Consider the following 21,761-nt stretch of genomic DNA (forward strand, 5'->3'; position numbering starts at 1 on the left):
TGTTATCGTCAACAGTGAGCTTTTTGAGTGTTAGGCCGTTTGCGCTTTTTCGCTTTCCTTCGCAGCTTGAGCTTCCGCAACTGGCTTTTTCTCTGGAGGGAGAATAGGCTCAATGTCCACAATTTTGGAACGACTCATAATAATTTTCCAACGCTGAATACGCACTGTTTTATCTTCGTCTGTTTCTTTGGTTATTAAGTTAATCAGGTGACGTTTTTCCACAGACTCTTTTGTTACTTGGCCATCATTCAGTTGGTATAAACGCTGAGAGCCTTTTTCCATTAATGCTGCAACAGTACGTAAATCTAAAATGATCGATTCTCGCGTTTGCTCATAACCACTTAAAAACTTTGTTGGTGACATACGGGTGGTACTTTTATAGTGAAGAATGGTTTCTTCCCGGTGAGACACTTTATGTTTACGCGTTTTACGAATATCGGTTGGTAAACTGTCATAGCTAATATATTCAAGCCATTCGAGCTGTCGACCAATTAAATGAGTGGTATTCGCATCAAAGAATTGCTTCCGCCAACGAGCTTTACCTTTCCGTAACCAACGCCAAAGCATGGTTTTTAAGTCATCTTTAAACACTTCACGTGCGGCATAAATTAGCGATAACACCAAAATGAATGACGCGGTAATATCACCGAGCATACCGCGTGCTTTTATCAGCATCATGGTGACAAAAATCATCACAATGCCGGCAGCTGCGCCTGTCACCACTTTTTTTGTGCTTGCACCCAGCTCAATGGTTTTCTCACTCATCGTAACAGGGTATTCAATCAAACGTCGTAATAGCCGCATTTTATTCGACATACGGGTTGGATCTTCCATCGCTTTAGCCGAGTTATAATTATGCTTTATTCGGTGTTGTGTTTCAGATTCACAGATTTCAAGTAACGTTGTTTTAATGGCGTTGTAATCGTTGCCACGCGGAAGATGAGAAATTAACTGAAGGAAGCGCTGCTCAGTAAACCAAGACAGATAGTTATCAATATTCTCGTAATACTTAAGCAGCTTTTTGTCGGTTGGAATATTTCGACGTAAGCGCTTTAAAATACGCACCGAGATATTGGCAGATTCCTCAACATCTTCAAATGTCGGGTTATCATTTTGATTTAATAAATCATTGGTGGCTTTTTCTAGCGCGAGTGCATACTGATAAGCGTAAAGGCTTAAGCTTAAACGGTATTGTTCGATAGATAATTTTCCACGGCTGGCAAGGCGACTATGAACAAGAGGAAGGTGATTAATATCACTGAAATAAGTACGTTTACCGTGGATAGCGTTATGATAGAACTCTTCTTCAGAAATGATATTGGCATTTAAACCAAGCTCACCGGGAATGAAGATGTACATATCGAGCTGCCGATTGGTTGTTTCTTGAATAACATGGGATATTTTTAATTTATGCCCATCTTTTTTATCGACAGTGATCACTTATTGATATCCTCCAAGATCTACAACAATAACTTACTCTATTAATTTTAGAATAAGTTGGTTTTAAATATTACTGTTAACATATAAGTTTGCGCTGATAGCATGAAAAATCATCAAATAAATGCAGATAGGTCAGGCGTTGCGAACCAACATCACGTATAATGCAGCAATCTAAGCACAACACGTGCATTATAGCCGATTGATTAGCGAGATATAGCTAATTCATCATGCAGCTAATAAATTGATTGATAAAGATATTGAAGCAACATCACCAAACGCGTGTCGTTGCCTACGCAGAGAGTACCTGATACATGATTAGAATTGGAAAATACAACACACTAGAAGTCGTCAAACTAGTAGATTTTGGCGTATTTCTTGATGGTGGTGAAGACTTCGGTAATATCCTGTTACCTAAGAACTCAGTTCCAGCAGGTACCGAGCTAGGCGATAAGTTAAAAGTATTTATTTACTTCGATTCGAATGACGAAGTCATTGCTACAACAACGGAACCTTATGCACAAGTTGGCGATTTCGCAAAACTACGTGTAGTGGGTGTAACCAACATTGGTGCGTTTGTTGATTGGGGTTTAACGAAAGATTTGCTTATTCCATTTAGTGAGCAACGCCGTCGTTTAGAAGAAGGTCAAGAAGTGGTTATTCACGTATACACAGACAAAGCGTCTGGTCGTATTGTGGGTACTACTAAATTTAACCGTTACTTAGATAAGACACCAGCAACTTACCAGATCGGTCAAGAAGTGCAGGTAATTATTGCTGAAGTAACAGATCTTGGTTTTAAAGCCGTGGTTGAAGGTAAACATTGGGGACTTTTCTTTAAAACAGAATCATTTGGTAAGCTATTTATTGGTAAAGCATTAAAAGCCTACATTAAAGAAATTCGTCCAGATGGTAAGTTAAACCTATCACTACAGAAAATGGGTAAAGATCGTGTTGACGATCTAGCGGATAAAATCTTAACCTCGTTAGAGCGTAAAGGTGGCTTTATCCCAGTAAGTGATAAATCAACTCCTGATGAAATCTTCCAAGTTTTCCGTACAAGTAAAGCGACCTTTAAGAAAACGATTGGTGGCTTATACAAGAAAGGGTTAATTGTTATTGAGCGTGAAGGTATCCGCTTAAACGACAACGACTAACAACTTGCTCGATAAATCGAGTAAAAGAAAACCGACACATGCTGTCGGTTTTTTATATCTAAAAAATAATAACTCACTGAAAAGTAGTATTAAATGCTTTCTTAGTCTTTTGACTTTAATGCTTTTTCAAACTTGGTAATATTCCAGCCAATTAACACCTGATCACCCACTTTTAAAACAGGGACAGATCTAGCGCCAGTACTATTAAATTCCTTTCTTCCTTTTGGTGAGCTGATATCAACCAAACGATAACTGTAGTTTTTATTTGTCATGTATTGTTGTGCATCTTTACAGTTTGAGCAGTTTTTCTGGCTAAATAAGACAATACGTTTCATTGGGATGTTTCTTTTATTTTAATATTTGCTGTAACTCTAACATAAATGAAATGAAAGATAGTAATGACAGAACAGTAGTTACAAGTGGTCTAAATCAAACAAGTTTTTAAGCCTGTTTACTTTTTCCTATCAGTAATAAAGAAGTGATACGGTAAAGGCATAGGTGATAACGCTGTAACTTATAGATTGCTTTGCAAATACGTATTTTATTTTGTTGAAAATATCAGCACATACATGCTTGTTAAATACGCTGATATTTTCGATTTTATTGCGTTAAAGCAAATTATTTTTTTTATATGGAAATAATAAAGCAGCATTTACAGCTAATGTTTTGATTTTTATGGGTTCGATTTTGTTTTTGGCTCAATAAGTTTAGGTGTATCACTCTTGGTGTAACAACTAAACAACAATGTGATGTTGCTTGTATTTTTAGTGTAAATACAATGCAACCCTCTTTTGGGTAACAACAAAGATCTCATGATTGCTTTATTAGGTATATTCGTTCTACTTTTACTCGCGTTTCTTATCTCAACGGATAAAAAGCGTATTCCTGTAAAAATGGTGTCTATCGCGTTTGCGTTACAAGTACTGTTTGCTTTAATTGTTTTATATATCCCAGCAGGTAAAACAGCACTTCAAGCTGTCAGCAATGGCGTAACGTACGTCACCGATTATGGTAAAGATGGTTTGTCATTTTTATTTGGTGGTTTGGCAACAGGTAGTATCGGTTTTGTATTTGCCGTTAATGTACTTGGTATTATTATTTTCTTTTCTGCACTGATTTCTATGCTGTATCACGTAGGCATTATGCAGAAAGTCGTTAATATTTTTGGTGGCGCACTGCAACGTATTTTAGGTACGGGTCGTGCTGAATCATTATCTGCTGGTGCCAACATTTTTGTCGGCATGTCTGAAGTCCCACTGGTTATTAAACCGTACTTAAAATCTATGGATGATTCACAACTTTTTGCGGTGATGACATGTGGTTTGGCTTCTGTTGCAGGCTCTACGATGGTGGGCTATGCCGCTGTTGGTGTTGATTTAAATTACTTGATTGCCGCTGCGTTTATGTCTGCGCCTGCTGGTTTATTAATGTCAAAAATCATTATGCCACCAAGCGAGAATAAGCTATCAGCCAATGAAATTACCAGTGTTGAAATCCCTAAAGCAACCAATGTAGTTGAAGCGTTAGCTGATGGTGCAATGTCTGGCTTGCGTATGGCAGTGACTATTGGTGCAACATTGATTGCTTTTATCAGTGTAATCGCATTATTTAATGGCTTGTTAGGCGATATTGGTGAGTTCTTTGGTATTCATGGCTTAACGTTCCAAATGTTGATTGGTTACCTGTTTGCGCCAGTTGCACTTTTACTGGGTATTCCAATGAGCGAGGCGGTAACTGCGGGTTCGTTAATTGGTCAAAAAGTAGTGATGAACGAGTTTGTTGCTTTCATTGATATGATTAAAGTGCAGGATACCTTATCGCCACACAGCCTTGCTGTTGTTACTTTTGCATTATGTGGTTTTGCCAATATTACAACGCTGGCTATTTTGATTGGTGGTATGGGAAGCTTAATTCCTGAGCGCCGTCCATTTATTGCGAAATACGGTATCCGCGCAGTTGCGGCTGGTGTACTGGCAAACTTAATGAGTGCAGCGATTGTGAGTATTATTTTATTGCTCTAGTAGCAGAGTGAAAAATAGTATTGGATAAGAGAGCCGAATGAGTACTAGAAAAATAGTCACAGTCGGCTTTTTAATACCTGAAGAGTAAACGGTTTACTTTATCCCGTAATTTATTTTTTGTATTAAGGTGTTTTAGCAAAAAAATGCTCGATATATAAATTTGAGCTTGAGTTGTGTGAAACCGATCGGCTAGGGGATTTAGAGGTAGTCGTTAGTAAAGCAGTGATGGGTGAAAGGAATTACCGCTGTATATTTCATGGATGGCATATACAGCGGATATGATCAATTAGCGCAAACTGAGCAAGTGGGTTGTTTCATTAACTTCATTTCTCGCCAGCTCATTGTGAGCGCATCTAGCATGAGCAGTTTACCTGTTAATGGTGTCCCCATGTTGGCAACCACTTTGATTGCTTCCATCGCTTGAGCTGCACCAACGATGCCGACAACGGGCGACATAATGCCTGCTTCAACACAGCTTAATGTTTGTTGACCAAATAGGGCGCTTAAACACTGATAACACGGCTCGTTATCTTGGTACGTGTAAACACTGAGCTGACCTTCCATACGAATTGCTGCGCCGGAGATAAGCGGCGTTTTGGTTCTAAAGCATAGGCGGTTAAGTTGATTACGAGTATCAACGTTATCGCTACAATCTAAAACAATGTCGTGGCTTTCTATGAGTGGTAGTAACGCTTCATCGGTTAAGCGTTTGGCTATGGTCTCTACCGTAAGATATGGGTTAATACGACATAACGCTTCTTTTGCAGAATCGACCTTTAATAGGCCAACCGTAGCATCATGGTGTAACACTTGACGCTGAAGGTTAGAAACTTCAACCTTATCATCATCAATCAGGGTTAGTTTACCCACACCAGCAGCGGCTAAATATTGCGTAGAAGCACAGCCTAAGCCTCCAGCACCAAGGATAAGCATAGAAGAAGACTTTAATGCTTCTTGCCCTTCAAAATCAAACTGACGCAAAATGATTTGGCGGTTATACCGCAGCATTTCATCATCTGTCAGTTCAACGTTATTTGTGTTTTCTGTTGTCATTAGAAATACCGTTTGCTTAGTACAAGGTGTGGTTGAATATTTCGATAGTCACATCTTCACCCGCTTGAACACGACCACGATCTTGCTCTAGTACCACAAAGCAGTTAGCAAGGTGCATTGAACTAAAGGCACCAGAGCCTTGATTGCCTGTTGTTGCTACTTCTAATTGACCTTCAACGTTAATGCTGTAAATACCACGTTGGAAATCGGTACGACCAGGGCGTTTTTTAAACATTGTTGTCGCTTTTGCTTTTACACGAACAGGCGGTTGGTATTGGCTGTTACCTGCTAGTTTCGCCAGCATAGGTTGTACTAGTTGGTATAAAGTCAGCATTGCTGATACTGGGTTGCCCGGTAGGCCACAGAACCAAGCATTATTAATTTTACCAAACGCGAAAGGTTTACCCGGTTTCATGGCGATTTTCCAAAAACCGATTTGACCTTCTTGATCTAAAATATCTTTGGTGTAATCCGCTTCACCGACACTAACGCCACCTGATGTGATTAATACGTCGGCTTCTGTTGAGCCTTTTAAAAATGCGTCACGCAGTTTTTCAGGGCAGTCCGGAATAATGCCTAAATCTAACACTTCACAACCAAATTTTTCTAGTAGAGCGCGAATACCGTAGCGATTGCTGTCGTAGATTTGACCCGCTTCTAGTGTTTCGCCTACTGGACGTAATTCGTCACCAGTAGAAAAGAAAGCCACTTTCGGGCGGTGGTACGTTTCAAGCTCTGCAATACCAAGTGATGCAAGTAAAGGCATTTCACGCGCAGTTAAACGTGTACCTGTTACTAGCACAGTTTCACCAAGGCTTACGTCATCACCAATTGGGCGTACGTTATCATTCGCTTTTGGCTTGATATTAAAAGTGATGTTCTCACCATCAACAGACGTTTCTTCTTGCATAATCACGGTATCAGTACCGGCAGGCATTTCAGCGCCTGTCATAATACGGATACATTGGCCTTGTTGACATTCACCTTCAAATGGAACACCAGCGAAAGATTTACCCGCTAAAATCAATGTATCTGTATTTGCTAAGTCTTCAGCACGAAGCGCGTAACCATCCATTGCCGAGTTCGCAAATGGTGGTACGTTGATAGGCGAAAGAATATCTTGCGCTAGCACTAATCCCATTGCATCGGCTAATGCTACCGTTGATGTTGTAGTTGTAGAGGAAACTTGCTCAAGAATATTTTCAATTGCAGTTTCAACGGGCATAAGGCCTGGTACGTCGCAGCATCCCATAATGGTATCCATCTCGTTATTGTTTAATTTGAATCATAGTGGCTTTGAAGCAAGAGCATCAGTAAAATGATAAATATCAATAGCCCTTAAAACCACGTAGTAAATCGCTTAATTTTGATTTTACCCTTTATTATTAAGGGCTGTAAGGGATTGATTATGCCAAAATTAGGCCAATTGGACTAATCCCTATTAAATGGGAGGTGTAATTATTTTCATTTGGAGGTATTCTTCGTATGTTTTTAGCGCTGGCAAGCAAAAACAGGCTCGTTTTATTGCATTTCAGTCTGTGCCAGTTGGAGGAAAAGAATGACAGCATTAAGTGAATCTGCAGTACTAGTTCGTGATGCATTAGCAGCCCGTGGACTTGAAACCCCAATGGTTGAACAAGATGTTAGCCGCGAAGAGAAAAAAGAAAAGATTGAATACCACATGCGTGAGATCTTATCGTTACTCGCGCTAGATCTGACTGATGATAGCTTGGTTGAAACCCCACACCGCATTGCGAAAATGTACGTTGATGAAGTGTTTTCAGGTTTAGACTATGCCAATTTCCCTAAAATCACCGTCATTGAAAATAAAATGAAGTGTGATGAAATGGTGCGAGTTAAAGACATCACGTTAACCAGTACGTGTGAGCACCATTTAGTAACGATTGATGGTAAAGCGACGGTTGCTTATATTCCTCGTGGGAAAATTATTGGTTTATCCAAAATTAACCGTATTGTTCGTTTCTTTGCTCAGCGCCCACAAGTTCAAGAGCGTTTAACACAACAAGTGTTAGTCGCACTTCAAACATTATTAGAAAGTGATGATGTCGCAGTTACGATTGATGCAACGCATTATTGCGTAAAAGCGCGTGGTGTTATGGATGCAACCAGTGTAACCACAACCACAGCGCTTGGTGGTATTTTTAAGAAAAATTCAGCGACACGTGCAGAGTTCTTAAACGGTATTCGATAAATAATAGTTTACGCTATTGTTGAAATTTAAAACAAAAACAACGTGCGCTATTAATAAATGAACAGAAATGCTAGTCCTTTATTGACTAGCATTTTTTTTATCTCATACTGCTGAATTATCGATTTTCTGGCTTATATATTAAAGGTCGCAGATGGATTTAATTAAACTTTCTCGTATAAGTATGAAACACTTAATTACCTTGCACGTAATGCTAGATACGCTAAGTGTTACGGCATGTGCAGAGCGATTATGTGTAAGCCCTTCTTCCGTTAGTAAAACACTCAGCCAATTACGTGACAATCTCAATGACGAACTCTTTTATCGTCATGGTAATAAGCTAATTTCTACTCCTTTAGCTCGTAGGCTAGGCCCTACGGTTCACCAAATGATCAGTGATATGAATCAGATCATGACCAAAGAAGCGTTTCAGCCAGAAGAGTATGAAGGGAGTTTTTCACTTGCGATGCGGGAAAGTACTTTTGAATTAATCGCCGGTGGTCTTTATGCCCATGTTCTAAAAAAAGCGCCGAATGTCCGTTTTGATATTTGGTCGAAAGACAGCATTGGTTTTGATGGTTTAACCAAAGGCATATTGGATTTTGTGATTTTGCCACACGATCTTAGCCAGCCACCATTGATGCAAAATAACTTAGTATGGCAGACCTTGTTTACCGATGAGATGGTTTGCTTAATGGCGCATGATCATCCTCTTGCCGATAAAGAGCTGACAATAGAAAATTATTTAAATTGTGGTCATATTGGTATTTTGGATAGTGATTTAAGTGTGCCATTTTTTGAGATGCAATTAACGCAACAGCATCATAAAAGAAAAGTGGTGGTGAATGTCGCAGACTTTGGTGGTGCAGCGACGATGTGTCATAACAGTAATTTGTTATTTACCTGCTCTAAACGTTGGGCAAGTACTGCATTACAGTCTAAAGCACTTGTTGAAAAGCCGTTACCGTTTAATTATGGCAAGGTTGCTTATAGTTTGGTGTGGCATCAACCGAGCATGAATGATCCTGCTCTTCGTTGGTTACATCAGCAAATTTTAATTCTTTGTGGCGTTGAAGATAAGACAGCAGAGATTGATTTATAAAGTCTCACTTCAAAAGATACGTTAGGAAGTGAGGTTCTAAAGAAAACGTAACTCCGACTGCTGAGCGACTTAATTAATTATGTCGCTATGATCAGCAGACGGAATATCTAAATTTTTGATTTAATAAATAGCAGGAGTCAGTAAGTTTTTCACGCCACGCTCTGATAGTTCGTTAGCTAATTGATTAATCTCTTCTTGGTTACACTCATCCCAGTTGAGTGCATCACCTACCACACCATGATGCCTGAAAGCATTGAGCTTTATTTTCACACTGCTTGAAAAGGGACGTAAGTAATACGCTACTTTTTCTATCTGCTCCATAAAATCGGTATTATTAGGAATATGCAGAAGTCTTATTTCGTGTAATTTGTTTTGAGCATGAAGAAAGTTCATCGTTTCAAAAACGCGGTGGTTACTTCTGTTGGTTAACCATTTATGCGTTTCATCGTGCCATGCTTTTAAGTCAATCATCGCACCATCAAGGTAGGGGGTAAGGTGTTTCCAACCCGTTACGCTTAAACTGCCATTACTGTCTATCATGCATGTTAAATGTTTCAGTGAAGCCGTCGTTTTTATTAAACGAAATAGCGAAATAATAAAAGGTAAATTAAGTGATGCCTCGCCACCAGAAACGGTAATACCATTAATAAATAACCTATTTTCATGAATTTTTTCAATTAATTCAGAAACAGACATCGTTATGGTTTTAGGGCTCGCTTGTCGAGGGCAAGCCTCAATACACTTATCACATTCAGTGCATAATGCTTGATTCCATGCCACTTTAGTTTTTTCATTTTCCGTATGAATAGCTTGTAATGCTTGTGTTGGGCATTGCTTAACACAGTCTGCACAATGGTTACAAAGACCGATGGTTTGTGGGTTATGGCAATTTTTGCAGTTGTAGTTACATCCTTGAAAAAAAATCACCATTCGGTTGCCGGGTCCATCAACGCACGAAAAATTAAGTATCTTACTAATAGTGGCTGAAATCATTTACTTGTTAACTCTTAATTCTCAATAGAGAGATGTGAATAATGAGGTGTTTGCTCGTGACTTAACACACGAGGTATACGTTTTAAAATGTCGGTTTGTTCGCTGGCTTCTGAGCCTAACCACGTTGTATTGGTACGTGAACCGGCCTCTTTGAATTTAGCAACATCAGATAGCTTAATCATATAGCCCGTTACTCGAACAAGATCGTTTGAGTGAACGTTTACGGTAAACTCACGAAACCCCATATTTAATGCGCCTTTACATAAGGTAACCATGGCGAGTGGATTTTGTTTGATTGTTTCATCAATGGTTAAAATATCGCTGATACCTGATAGGTAATACTGATGATGTGCAGCCAGCGCTTTAATGTGCAAAACAGGATCAGGCTCTGTACCATAAGGAATACGGATCCCTGGTGTTACGTTTTGATCGCTGCTAATACCACCTTGCGAGTGCAATAGTGCTCGCTGGTTATAACCATATTTCACTGGTGTATTCGTGACAATGTCACTTAATAGTTGAGTGATAGATAATGCTAATGCATTGGCTGAATCACTGTGGCCATATTTTTCTGTTGAGCCTGATTTCTCCAATAATAAATTGACTGCTTCTGCCATACCGTAGATACCAAACATTGGGGCAAAACGGTTTTCATCAATCAATTGTTCTTGTACTAAAAAGCTAGTAAAGAAGTTTGATTCTTCATGAAGAAATGCTGAACGCGCTTCAATAAGTCCGAAAGTCATTTGGCAATAATGCGGTAGCACTTGGTTGATGAAGTTATCTACATCTGTTGCTTTTTCTGCCGCCGCTTTTAAGTTTAAGCGTACAAGTGTATTTGCGCCGCCTGCTAACGGTAGTGAGTTGTAGCAACTAACAATACCAAAGCCTTGTTTACCAAATGTATCTTTAAACATTGGGTAGTTGGCAATATGGGGTTTACTGCATTCACAAATATTTTGGCAAGCTTGTTCGAGTAAAGATATTGGTGATACTTCAGCGTCGTACATAAAAGTGAGATTAGGCGCGACTTGCTTAAGCTCTGCATCAATTTTTAAAATAGTACGGCAAATAATGTTATCAGTTGGACCAATATTGGCATGCATAAACGCATCGGGTAGGGTGCGGTCGAGCATAATCCAAAAACGCTTTAGCTTGTTGTAAATATCAGTTTCAGATTCACTATTTACAAACGGTAACAATAAATCATCAAGTTGACCGATATAAACAGGATAGTTAGTTACAGACGGTACGTGATGATAAATAATGGTGAGCGCATTGAGCGCGTCATCCAGATTTTTTGCGGGCTCTAGCTCTAAATAGCTTGAACCATTCTGTAAGTATTTAGCATAGTCGGGCAGTATGTAGCGAGGCTTAAAAGGCGCATTACCTTCGAACATATCACAGATAATTCCTTCATTTTTTGCTTCTAAAATTTCGTCACTTACTGGCATATAGTCTACAATTGCTTCAGCTTCGAGAGAGAGAAACAATGTTTTTTGTTTCGGGCTTAATGTAGAAGAAGAAATAATCTGTTTTATTTTGGAATGTAATGACATTGCAAGTACCGTACATTGTTATAATTTAGTGGCACTTTAGATGAGATTAACAATTTCCAGAAGTGAAAAAGAATTAACGTATGTTTTCCAAAATGGAAAAGCGAATGACATAAGGGATGAATATGAAAAAGTGGACAGTTTTATTCGCTGTTATCGGTTTGGGTATCGCATTAGTTGGGTGTAATAAAGAAGAGCAAAAACAACCAGAACAACCCAAAAAAGAAGCGGTTGGTATGGCGAATCCAGCTTCTGTTTACTGTGAGGAGCAGGGTGGGAAACTTGAAATTAAAAAAGAAGAAAAAGGTGAAGTGGGATATTGTCACTTAGCGGATGGTAAAGTTGTAGAAGAGTGGACTTTCTATCGCGAAAACAATAAGTAGCTTTATTTTTGAGCATAATTGAGACGAACTCACTATAAAATGCCGATTAACTTGCGCTAATAGATATTTTAGATAAATGGTGTTTTTATGAACACCATTTCAAATAGTGTTTTTTTTATCTTTTAAATCAAGGTGATATTTGTATTAAATGTGTGATACTCAGTATAAAAAATCCTGTTAGGGTATATTTAACGTTTAAAGTTACGTTATTTGAATTGTATCGTGATTAAAAATTTGTCTAAATATACTGATATTGGCCTTTATACAGGTTATTTTTTTTGTGTGCCGTATATAAGCGTTACATGGTTGTAAATGAACGTTTAGTTATTTTAATACGGATATCTTTCTTCTTTTATTTGATAAGGATCGCTTTGAAGATGTTTAATTCTCAGCGTGTTGTCACTCAGTGTTTCAGCAAGCTTCTTGTTTTATCTTTGATTCTTCCGAGTAGTGCTTTTGCTATTGAATTAGCACACATTGCACCACATAACTATGTGAACATTACAGGGCCGGATAAAGAGACTGTTGTGTTTCCTCCTGTAAATGATAGAGAAGCTCCTGCAACGAGTACAGGTAGTGTGGATTGGTCTTCTTTAAACAATCAAACAGTGTTTAGCACCAAAACACTTTGTGCTGATTCGGTGAATAAGGTTTGTTTTAAGTCTCAAATAGAACAAGCGTATACTGAGAATAAGTTTTATCCTTTTTGGCAAAATAAAGCACTGCGAGATGAGTTTGAACTACAGTTAAAAGCCGTTGTAGATACAAAAATGCTACCGGGTTTATCCCAACGTCTTTCCGAACTGAATAAGCTTAAGAGTGAAAATAACGAGCAAGCTTATGACTTATTAGCGACTGATACCTATTATGTGTATCGCGCATTCCAAAACTACATTGCAACTCACCGTGATGTACTGTTCTTGTCTAAGCCTATTAACATGAGTAAGTCGATGAGCAAATATGCCGATGGCGTTAATGTTTATCCGATGACACTTGCGAGACTTGAGCAATTACGTCCTGGTTATATTGCATTTAAACCAACAATGGATGCGATTGCCAAATACCTGAATTTACCCGCGCATACTTTAACATCATCGAACTTTAAGCAGGTTTATCGCAAAGGGGCAACACTGCCTAACGGGCATGAGTTGATTAAAGTATTGTATACCCTTGGTGATATGGTTCAGACAGATTACGACCGTTTATCACTTGAACATCAGATCACCAATTCTGGTGCTGTTTTTGAAAGCTTAAAAGCATTCCAAAAACGTCATGGTTTAGCAAGTGATGGTATTATTGGTGAGGCAACTGTTCAGCAACTTGTTATGCCTTATGCGGATATTGCGCGTCGTTTAGCATTGAATACGCTACGTGTGGCTACCTTAAATAAGTATAATGAAAATCGTCCTCATATTTGGGTTAACATTCCTAACTATAAGTTAGAAGTGTTTGATAAAGGTAACATCGTATTTGAATCTAAAGTCATTGTCGGTCGTGATAGCCGTCCTACAAACTTATTCTCATCGGCTATTACGACTATGGTTGTAAACCCATACTGGAACGTACCGATTACAATCAAGCAGCATGATGTTATCCCAAAAGTGAAGCACAATATTGATTATTTAAAGCAGCATAATATGCAGATTTTAAATAGTTGGCGTGATCGTACTGTGATTTCACCAACGAGTATTGACTGGGCGACGGTGAATCCAAAAACATTTCCGCATGAGTTTCAGCAAGGTCCTGGTCCTCGTAATTCACTTGGTCGTGTTAAGTTCCTTATGCCAAATGATTACGCTATTTTCTTGCACGATACTCCTTCACGCGGATTATTTAGCAAAACTAAGCGTGATTTAAGCTCTGGTTGTGTACGTGTTGAACGTGCTTATGATCTTGCTAATTATGTAATCGAGTACCAAAATCGTGGCAACATTCCAGAATTTAAACAAATGTTAGATGCGCAAAAGCAAAAAACCGTGAGTTTATCTAAGCGGATTGGTGTCGATTTTGTCTATCTCACGGCATGGGTTGATAATAATGGTAAAGTACAAATGCGTGAAGATATCTACGGTTATGACTCGCCAAGTGCAAATAAGATTAAAAATAAATTTATTACAATGAAAGATTTTGTTAAAAATTAAGTCGTAATTAAAGATAAAAACCAGCACTAGGTTGCTGGTTTTTTTATACTTAAAATACGTGATACTCATCAGTTTGGGTAATGAAATCATGATAAATACTAGGTTAAGCGCACCATACTCGTTACTATAAGTGTGCCTGTAATCACTAATAAAGAAGGTTAACGTGTTAAAAGCTATTTTTCTCGATATGGACGAAACCTTGTGTGCAACGTCTTTAGCTGACAAACATGCCGCGAACGAGCTGAAATTATATGTCAGTAATTTGTACCCACAATTAAATGTAGACATGTTTTTAGAACGCTATATTGCAGGTGTATATAAAAAACTCAATGATGAATTACCTGAGCTAGTGCCACTAATATCCGATGAGCTTCTCTTCCGCCAAAACCTTATTTTAGTTTTATTTAAAGAGCAGGGCATTGAGTTATCTTTTGATGCTGCAGTCGCTATTCAAGCATGCTTTGATCAATCTCGTATGGCTAGCTTTGATTTTTTTCCTCAGATGAAAGAAACGCTGTTGGCATTGCGCAAATCATATCAATTGGTTGTTATTACCAATGGTCCGGTTTTTTCACAACATCCAAAGTTGGCCGCAACAGAAATGCAGCAATATGTTGATCATATTATTGTGGGTGGGGAAGAGCCTGAGGAAAAACCGGCAGTAAGTATTTTTGAAAAAGCACTAAACTTGGTGAACTGTAAACCTGAAGAAGTCATCCATATGGGGGATTCATTGGTGGCAGATATTATAGGTGCTAAAAATGCAGGTATTAAGAGTGTATGGGTTGATACCCAAAAAGACAGCGATCATCAGCAATTAGCGCTGATTAAACCTGACTATATTGTTACTAACCCTGTTGATATTCAAACTATTGTTGCTAAATTAGCTTAGACAATAAAGATAAAAAAACGCCACAGACTTACTGTGGCGTTTTTTTTACTTTTTACTCATGATTGATAGGCGTTTGTTCGTCGTTACGTGTTTTCCATAGCGATGCGCCAATGGCGATGGAAATAGTAAGAACAATGACACACAGTGATACCGCTGTTGGGATAGCCCAAGCGGTACCGACTAAAAGCATCTTCAAGCCAATGAAGCTTAGAATAAATGCCAGTGCGACACGTAGGTAGCAGAAACGCGTTAACATACCCTCAAGTACGAAATACAGTGAGCGTAAGCCTAGTAATGCAAATACGTTAGCAGTAAGCACCAAGAACGGTTCACGTGTTACCGCAAAGATCGCAGGAATAGAATCGAGTGCAAACATGACATCGGTAAGCGCGATCACTGCAACCACAACAAGTAATGGTGTCGCTAACCAACCATGCTCTCCTTTAACGAACATTTTATGGTCGTGATAATCATCTGTAACTTTAAAGAAGCGTTTTACAATACGTACCGGTAACGCATCTGAGAAGTCTTCTTGTTCTTCTTCATCTTCTTTCCAGAGTTTGAAACCAGTGTAAAGAAGGAAAACGGCAAAGATGTACATAACCCAATGGAAGTCATCCAAGAGTTGAGCACCGACTGCGATCATACCACCACGTAAAAAAAGCGCACCGACAATGCCGAGCATTAATACGCGCGGGCGTAAACGCTCAGGTACCATAAATTGGCCAAAAATTAGGGCGAAAACAAATAAGTTATCAACACTTAATGATTTTTCTAATAAGTAGCCCGTGACAAAAGCAGTTGCTGCTTTTGAATTACTGTAGGTACTTTCTGGTGCCATCAACTGCCAATTGAAGTAGATAAACACCGCAAATAAGAAAGCGAGAAAAACCCAGAATACACTCCAGATAGCTGCTTTCTTGATGGAAATCTTACCACCACGTGTTTGATACAAATCCAACGCAAACATTAACACTGTTAATACAGCGAACCCTTCATAGCTAAAAAGGCTCATAGAGTCTCTCCTAAAAATCGACCTTAAAGCGATAACGTATTGTTATTTTATAAACTAAATAATAAATATTAGTTTTTTATAAGTATAAAGTTATATGCCTATAAAAAGGCAATATAGTTTGGCAACAATATGTTATCGCATAAAGATTAAAAACGCGGAAGGCAGGGTAAAAGGGTGTTTCACAATCAACCTTACGCGCATTAAAAACTCAAACCTCTGAGTGTTTGAGTATGACTGCACCAATGTGCAAGCGATAATGGCATTGGTCTCGTCAAAATGGTGCATGAATAATAATGCAAATCCATTCACGGCTGCCGGAAGTGTAAACTTCGAGATGACGACAGACGAACAATTGTGACTACTCCCCAAAACAAGGCGATTTTAGTCTTGTATTGACAAATTTTCCAGTCGTTTTTCAAAATGATTACCATATAAAGCAGTTATATAATGGTACAGCGTTTTTAAAGGTAAAATTACGCGCTTAAATATATCGATTGATTGTTATTCTCAATAACCTGATCGAATGGTTAAGCATTTTTTTTTGTGTATTAAAGGAGATCTTGGGGTATTGCTACCACAGAATATATGGTTACGTAACATGCTTAATCATAAATGAGTAGTGATAATAAAAGGTTTCTTGTTGTTAAATCTTTGTTTTGAAAGTGTTTTTTGTAATGTTAAATCAAATGTTTTATGTGACGATAATCACAAATCAAGGTTGGGTGATTTAGTTTGTTATTCTACTAGTCGTATAGTGATAAGGACATTAAGTTAATGCTAGAAGATGTTATGTTTCTACCTAAGGATAGTTATGGAAACAATGTTGAACACATCAGAAAAAGAGCAAATCATATTTGATTACACGCATTTCCTCTCGCTTCTTTGTAATCAAAAATGGACATTTATTGATGTTGTAAAAAACATCATTTCATCTTTTGAATTAAATATTAAAACAGGCACATATTCACAAATAAGCCCAGCAGAAAAGTTACATCAACAGGCGTTAAAAGTATTATCAAGCAGTGCCAGTGATACGCAGAATATTATTCGATTATTATTATTATCACGAAATGAAGGTATAAAAAGTATTTTATTATTATTACCTTTTGCTTTAGAAGAAGAGCAATTAAAAAAAATAGAAAAAAAAGGAAAGTGTAAATTAGAAAAAGAAAATGGAAACAATGAAAGGTTACTCATAACCTTATTATGAAATAATAGATAAAGAAGGTGTTGGCAGGCACCTTCTTTATATGTATTTTTTATTAAAATTACCAGAATAGCCAAGTAAATATTGTTAGAAATGCAATACATAAGATATTGAGATAAATACCAACACGCATCATTTCTTGTTGTTTTATATAGCCTGTACTAAATACGATCGCATTAGGTGGTGTCGCAACAGGCAGCATAAAGGCACAAGAAGCCGCGATAGCAATAAGAGCTGATAACACAACAGGCGATACACCTAATGCTTCTGCAACGGTTGCAAATACAGGGATTAACAGCGCTGCGCTGGCAGTATTACTTGCAAACTCGGTGAGAAAAACAACAAAGATAGCAACAACTAAAATAGTAAGGAATAAACCCGCTTGGTTTAAAAACGTACTTAACTCTTGTGCTAAGAAGACACTTGTTCCCGTGGCTTTTAATATATTGCTCAAACAGATACCGCCACCAAATAGAATAAGTACACCCCAGTCTGTTGATTTTTGAATATCTTTCCAGCTAACCACGCGTGATACACATAATAATACGATGGCGCTTAAGGCAACCAGCGTATCAAATTTAGCGAACCCACCTAAAAATGCGTTAATAGGTTTGCTGAAAATCCAACAGCTAACTGTGAGAAGGAAAATAACTAGAGTAAGAAACTTTCCTTTTGTCCAAGTGACAGGAGTGTGGTCAATCTCAAAGGTGTGATTTAAATTTGGTTTTAGAAGAATATATAACAGACCAACGGTTAGCGGTAACAAAAAAAGACTCACAGGTATGCCAAAGTACATCCACTCGGTAAAGTTTAATCCTGCTTCTGCGGCTGCAATGGCATTAGGAGGGCTGCCGACAATCGTGGCAATGCCGCCAATACTGGCACAATAAGCAATACCAAGTAGGGTAAAGACATAAGTGTTATGACCTGTTTTACTATTAACCTTATTTAATACCCCTAGTACTAATGGCAGCATCATTGCGGTAGTGGCTGTATTACTTATCCACATTGATAGCCCTGCTGTTACACCAAATAGCATTAATACGGCAACAGACATTTTACCTTTTGCAGCTACTAGCACTTTATCTGCAATGACTTGATCGAGTTGCTGTTTATGCAATGCTGCAGCTAACGCGAAGCCTCCAAGAAAGAGAAATATAATTGGATTAGAGAAGTTTGCTAATGCTTGCTGAGTTTGAAAAACACCAAAGAATACGGCGAGTAAGGGAACGAGAATGGCAGTGACACTGACATGTAATGCTTCAGTTAACCAGAGCACAGCGATAAAGCTTAATATACTAAGCCCTAATGTGATATTAGCTTCAAATGGTAGCGTGTTTAGTAGCGTTAAAAACAAAAGTATATCTGCAATGATAATTAGACTATTACGATTCAATATCCATTGTTTAATCGTGAGTGTGAGCGCTGTCATAGCGTTTCTCCAATAGCAAGGCCAGTAGTTAATGCATCTAGTTGCGCTGCTAATATAAGGCTTGTTAACGAAAGAATTTGAGACTTATGTATATAATCGGTTAATTTTTGGTGATAATTAAGTGATTTTGTTATTTCTAGACGATTGAAATAAAAAGATATTTTATTGTTTATTCGAAGGTTAAGAAAATAGAGCAATATCATTCTATCAATGACTAATAATTTAGGTGTTGATCACAAAGAATCGCCGCTATAACTTTTGTAGCCTGTGCTAATATGTTTTCCGACAAATTATTGACGCAAAGATGGGCAGTAAAATGGCAGGGATGCAGAGACAGACTAAACGTACAGAGTTAAAAAAGAAGATGAAAACCGACGTTTTTCATCATATGAAAGATGTAAAGCATAGGTTTATGAAGATGATGAGAGATAAAAGCTAAAGACAGGTTAAAAATATAAGCCAGTGAAATCACTGGCTTTATGTTTTACTTTGAAGTGTTACTTTTTGTCACTGCTAAATTATCAAACTGCTTTTGACTATTAATAGCTGAAGATGGTGCAGTATCATCACTGATAACAGTGGAAGGTGCGGGTTTTATAATAGGTTCTTTAGGGCCTAGAAACTTAGGCTGAACATTCAGTATAAACAGATCACTCAATGCTTTAACACGAGCAAGTACTTCTCGAATACGGATTTTAAGTTGTGCCGTACCATTTGGCTCATGTACCGCCAAACATGTAGCTTTTATGTTATAACTGTCAGCAATAAATAGGGCGCGCTCGCAGTGGAATTGTTGGGTAATAATTGTAAAGTTATCCGTTTCAAACACTTCTTTTGCGCGGACGATAGAATCAAGCGTTCGAAACCCAGCATAATCTAAAACAATTTTGTCATCAGGAACACCTGCTTTTAATAAATCTCGTTTCATCGTCCAAGGTTCATTATATGAGCGGTGTGCATTGTCACCACTGAGTAAAAAATAATCTATTTTACCTTGTTTAAATAAATCTAATGCTGCTGTAATACGATATTCATAATATGGGTTTAGTGTCTTAGCTATATATTTACTTGTTCCAAGAACTAATCCCACAGAATGTTTGGGTACTGTAGAGATATCATGATAAATGCGATCAGATGTACGAGCTGAAACCCAACGATCAAATAACAATAATGTTGAAACAAATAAGATACAGATAACTGCAGAAATACGGATGAAGTTGAGCAGTTTCATAATTATCCACGAAAGTACAAAGTTCTTATCTTATATCTTACCCTAATCATTTAATAAAATGTTTATTAATTAAGAGGTAAATGTCTGCGTATTGTCATTTTACCTTATGACTGCTGAAATAATATTCAATAACAAGTAAAGGCGCAGTATTACTTACATTAAAAAAAGGTGCCAGATTGGCACCTTTTTTAAACTGAGGTTTAGAACGAAGTTCGTTTGTAACGACGATATTCTGATTTCCAGAAGTTAGCATCGATTTTTTCACGGATACGTTCATCGGAGTTTTTCGGTGCTTTATGTTGTTCTACCGCTTTCTTCGCAACGGCAAAAGCAATTTTACGTGAGACTTTCTGAATATCTTCTAATGGCGGTAATAGTGGGCCATGTCCATGAATAGCAAGTGGAGAACACTCCGCTAAGGCCTGACTACTTTCCATTAGCATTTCATTGGTAACACGGCGAGCATTAATGGCTAATACCCCTAAACCAATACCTGGGAAAATGTAACTGTTATTACATTGTGCGATTGGATAAGTTTTACCTTCATAAATCACAGGCTCAAATGGTGAACCTGTTGCAACAAGTGCATTACCATCCGTCCAACGGATCAAATCAAACGGTGTTGCTTCAACGCGGCTGGTTGGGTTGGAAAGTGGGAAAATGATAGGGCGTTCGCAGTGCGCGAACATTTCACGGATCACGTCTTCACTAAACAGTCCCGGAACACCAGATACACCGATTAAAATCGTTGGTTTTGCATTACGCATAACATCAAGGAGTGAGATGTTATTATCTGCCACATCCCAATCTGCTAATTGTGCATTTTTCTGAACAAGAGCTTGTTGGAAGTTGAGTAGATTTGGCATGCCATCAATGAGTAGGCCCCAACGGTCAACCATGAATACTTGACTGCGCGCTTGTGCATCAGAAATACCTTCAGACACCATTTGTGCAATAATCGCTTCTGCAATCCCACAACCTGCCGAGCCCGCACCAAGGAAGGTTACACGCTGCTCAGACAGTTTATTGCCTGCTGCTTTACATGCCGCAAGTAGAGAGCCAACAGTTACCGCTGCTGTGCCTTGAATATCATCGTTAAAGCAACAAACTTTATCTTTGTAACGCTCAAGTAAAGGCATTGCATTTTTTTGTGCGAAATCTTCAAATTGAATTAATGCTTCAGGCCAACGTTGTTTTACGGCTTGGATAAATTCATCAACAAACGCATCGTACTCTTTTCCGGTAATGCGGGTATGGCGCCAACCCATGTACATAGGATCAGATAAACGTTGCGGGTTATTGGTACCAACATCAAGAACAACAGGTAAAGTATAAGCTGGGCTGATACCACCACACGCGGTATATAAAGAAAGCTTACCAATTGGAATGCCCATACCACCGATACCTTGATCACCTAAACCAAGGATACGCTCACCATCGGTTACAACAATCACTTTAACGTTCTGACGAGACGCGTTGTTCAGCATGTCTTCAATACGATCACGGTTTGGGTATGAAATGAATAGACCACGACCACGACGGTAAATATTTGAGAAATCCTCACACGCAGATCCCACTGTAGGGGTATAGATGATTGGCATCATTTCTGTTACGTGATTTTCTACCAAACGGTAAAACAAGGTTTCATTGGTGTCTTGGATATTTCGCAGATAAATGTGCTTATCCATATCGTTATCAAACTTTAGGTATTGCTGATAAGCACGTTCTGTTTGTTCTTCAATAGATTCAATAGCTTCAGGAAGAAGCCCTTCAAGGTTAAAGAACATACGTTCTTCGACAGAGAATGCACTACCTTTGTTAAGAAGAGGTGTTTCAAGTAGTGCAGGACCTGCATAGGGGATATATAAAGGTCTTTTATCGTTGTTCATGCAAATAGACTCTGTAGCTAGAAGATTAAAATTGAAAACAAGT

18 protein-coding genes are annotated in these 21,761 nt (G+C 38.3%); 8 read left to right on the forward strand and 10 right to left on the reverse strand.

Going from position 1 to position 21,761, the window contains the following annotated elements:
• Window positions 1–30: 30 nt before the first annotated feature.
• Window positions 31–1,440 carry a hypothetical protein gene (locus C9J41_RS15850; RefSeq protein ID WP_107208475.1) on the reverse strand — a complete coding sequence of 470 codons (1,410 nt, stop codon included), beginning with the start codon at window positions 1,438–1,440 and terminating at the stop codon, window positions 31–33.
• A 311-nt stretch (window positions 1,441–1,751) separates the two neighbouring features.
• Here C9J41_RS15850 and C9J41_RS15855 point away from each other — a divergent pair, with 311 nt between their 5' ends.
• Window positions 1,752–2,594, forward strand: a complete 843-nt coding sequence (locus tag C9J41_RS15855; protein WP_005367598.1) for a S1 RNA-binding domain-containing protein — start codon at window positions 1,752–1,754, stop codon at window positions 2,592–2,594.
• 101 nt (window positions 2,595–2,695) lie between these two features.
• Here C9J41_RS15855 and C9J41_RS15860 read toward each other — a convergent pair whose 3' ends face one another.
• Complete coding sequence (locus tag C9J41_RS15860) at window positions 2,696–2,929, reverse strand: glutaredoxin family protein (RefSeq protein WP_107208474.1); 234 nt, start codon at window positions 2,927–2,929, stop codon at window positions 2,696–2,698.
• A 477-nt stretch (window positions 2,930–3,406) separates the two neighbouring features.
• Between C9J41_RS15860 and C9J41_RS15865 the strand changes: the two genes are divergently transcribed.
• Window positions 3,407–4,615 carry a NupC/NupG family nucleoside CNT transporter gene (locus C9J41_RS15865; protein WP_105060313.1) on the forward strand — a complete coding sequence of 403 codons (1,209 nt, stop codon included), beginning with the start codon at window positions 3,407–3,409 and terminating at the stop codon, window positions 4,613–4,615.
• A gap of 282 nt (window positions 4,616–4,897) precedes the next feature.
• On the opposite strand, the gene moeB is transcribed toward C9J41_RS15865, so the two are convergent.
• Complete coding sequence (moeB, locus tag C9J41_RS15870; protein ID WP_107294778.1) at window positions 4,898–5,668, reverse strand: molybdopterin-synthase adenylyltransferase MoeB; 771 nt, start codon at window positions 5,666–5,668, stop codon at window positions 4,898–4,900.
• 16 nt (window positions 5,669–5,684) lie between these two features.
• Window positions 5,685–6,920 carry a molybdopterin molybdotransferase MoeA gene (gene moeA, locus C9J41_RS15875; protein WP_107292304.1) on the reverse strand — a complete coding sequence of 412 codons (1,236 nt, stop codon included), beginning with the start codon at window positions 6,918–6,920 and terminating at the stop codon, window positions 5,685–5,687.
• 306 nt (window positions 6,921–7,226) lie between these two features.
• Here moeA and folE point away from each other — a divergent pair, with 306 nt between their 5' ends.
• Window positions 7,227–7,880 carry a GTP cyclohydrolase I FolE gene (gene folE, locus C9J41_RS15885; RefSeq protein ID WP_107208468.1) on the forward strand — a complete coding sequence of 218 codons (654 nt, stop codon included), beginning with the start codon at window positions 7,227–7,229 and terminating at the stop codon, window positions 7,878–7,880.
• 151 nt (window positions 7,881–8,031) lie between these two features.
• A complete protein-coding gene (locus C9J41_RS15890; RefSeq protein WP_107208467.1) occupies window positions 8,032–8,979 on the forward strand; it encodes a LysR family transcriptional regulator in 948 nt (315 codons plus the stop codon).
• Between the two features lie 120 nt (window positions 8,980–9,099).
• On the opposite strand, the gene C9J41_RS15895 is transcribed toward C9J41_RS15890, so the two are convergent.
• Together C9J41_RS15895 and C9J41_RS15900 are read right to left on the reverse strand one after the other, a co-directional pair.
• Window positions 9,100–9,972 carry a YjjW family glycine radical enzyme activase gene (locus tag C9J41_RS15895; protein ID WP_255418320.1) on the reverse strand — a complete coding sequence of 291 codons (873 nt, stop codon included), beginning with the start codon at window positions 9,970–9,972 and terminating at the stop codon, window positions 9,100–9,102.
• Window positions 9,973–9,986: 14 nt separating this feature from the next.
• Window positions 9,987–11,531, reverse strand: coding sequence for a YjjI family glycine radical enzyme (locus tag C9J41_RS15900; RefSeq protein ID WP_107261779.1), 1,545 nt, complete (start codon window positions 11,529–11,531; stop codon window positions 9,987–9,989).
• A 122-nt stretch (window positions 11,532–11,653) separates the two neighbouring features.
• Here C9J41_RS15900 and C9J41_RS15905 point away from each other — a divergent pair, with 122 nt between their 5' ends.
• The 3 genes from C9J41_RS15905 (at window position 11,654) to C9J41_RS15915 (ending at window position 14,944) form a co-directional block, all read left to right on the forward strand.
• Window positions 11,654–11,911 carry a DUF333 domain-containing protein gene (locus C9J41_RS15905; RefSeq protein WP_107261781.1) on the forward strand — a complete coding sequence of 86 codons (258 nt, stop codon included), beginning with the start codon at window positions 11,654–11,656 and terminating at the stop codon, window positions 11,909–11,911.
• 377 nt (window positions 11,912–12,288) lie between these two features.
• Window positions 12,289–14,052 (forward strand): murein L,D-transpeptidase, encoded by a 1,764-nt coding sequence (locus tag C9J41_RS15910; RefSeq protein ID WP_107294779.1) that lies wholly within the window; start codon window positions 12,289–12,291, stop codon window positions 14,050–14,052.
• Window positions 14,053–14,215: 163 nt separating this feature from the next.
• Complete coding sequence (locus C9J41_RS15915) at window positions 14,216–14,944, forward strand: HAD family hydrolase (protein WP_107294780.1); 729 nt, start codon at window positions 14,216–14,218, stop codon at window positions 14,942–14,944.
• Window positions 14,945–14,996: 52 nt separating this feature from the next.
• Here the strand turns inward: C9J41_RS15915 and C9J41_RS15920 are convergent, their stop codons facing one another.
• Window positions 14,997–15,959, reverse strand: a complete 963-nt coding sequence (locus tag C9J41_RS15920; protein WP_107208462.1) for a TerC family protein — start codon at window positions 15,957–15,959, stop codon at window positions 14,997–14,999.
• An 811-nt stretch (window positions 15,960–16,770) separates the two neighbouring features.
• On the opposite strand from C9J41_RS15920, the gene C9J41_RS15925 reads away from it, so the two are divergent.
• Complete coding sequence (locus C9J41_RS15925; RefSeq protein WP_107208461.1) at window positions 16,771–17,169, forward strand: hypothetical protein; 399 nt, start codon at window positions 16,771–16,773, stop codon at window positions 17,167–17,169.
• Between the two features lie 58 nt (window positions 17,170–17,227).
• On the opposite strand, the gene C9J41_RS15930 is transcribed toward C9J41_RS15925, so the two are convergent.
• The 3 genes from C9J41_RS15930 to C9J41_RS15940 all read right to left on the reverse strand — a co-directional run bounded on the left by C9J41_RS15930 (window position 17,228) and on the right by C9J41_RS15940 (window position 21,718).
• Window positions 17,228–18,598 (reverse strand): DASS family sodium-coupled anion symporter, encoded by a 1,371-nt coding sequence (locus tag C9J41_RS15930; RefSeq protein ID WP_107294781.1) that lies wholly within the window; start codon window positions 18,596–18,598, stop codon window positions 17,228–17,230.
• A 484-nt stretch (window positions 18,599–19,082) separates the two neighbouring features.
• Window positions 19,083–19,829 (reverse strand): vancomycin high temperature exclusion protein, encoded by a 747-nt coding sequence (locus C9J41_RS15935; RefSeq protein WP_107294782.1) that lies wholly within the window; start codon window positions 19,827–19,829, stop codon window positions 19,083–19,085.
• Window positions 19,830–20,029: 200 nt separating this feature from the next.
• Complete coding sequence (locus C9J41_RS15940; protein WP_107294783.1) at window positions 20,030–21,718, reverse strand: NAD-dependent malic enzyme; 1,689 nt, start codon at window positions 21,716–21,718, stop codon at window positions 20,030–20,032.
• Window positions 21,719–21,761: the final 43 nt, after the last annotated feature.

It is taken from the genome of Photobacterium sp. GB-50 (assembly GCF_003026755.1).
Lineage (GTDB): Bacteria > Pseudomonadota > Gammaproteobacteria > Enterobacterales > Vibrionaceae > Photobacterium.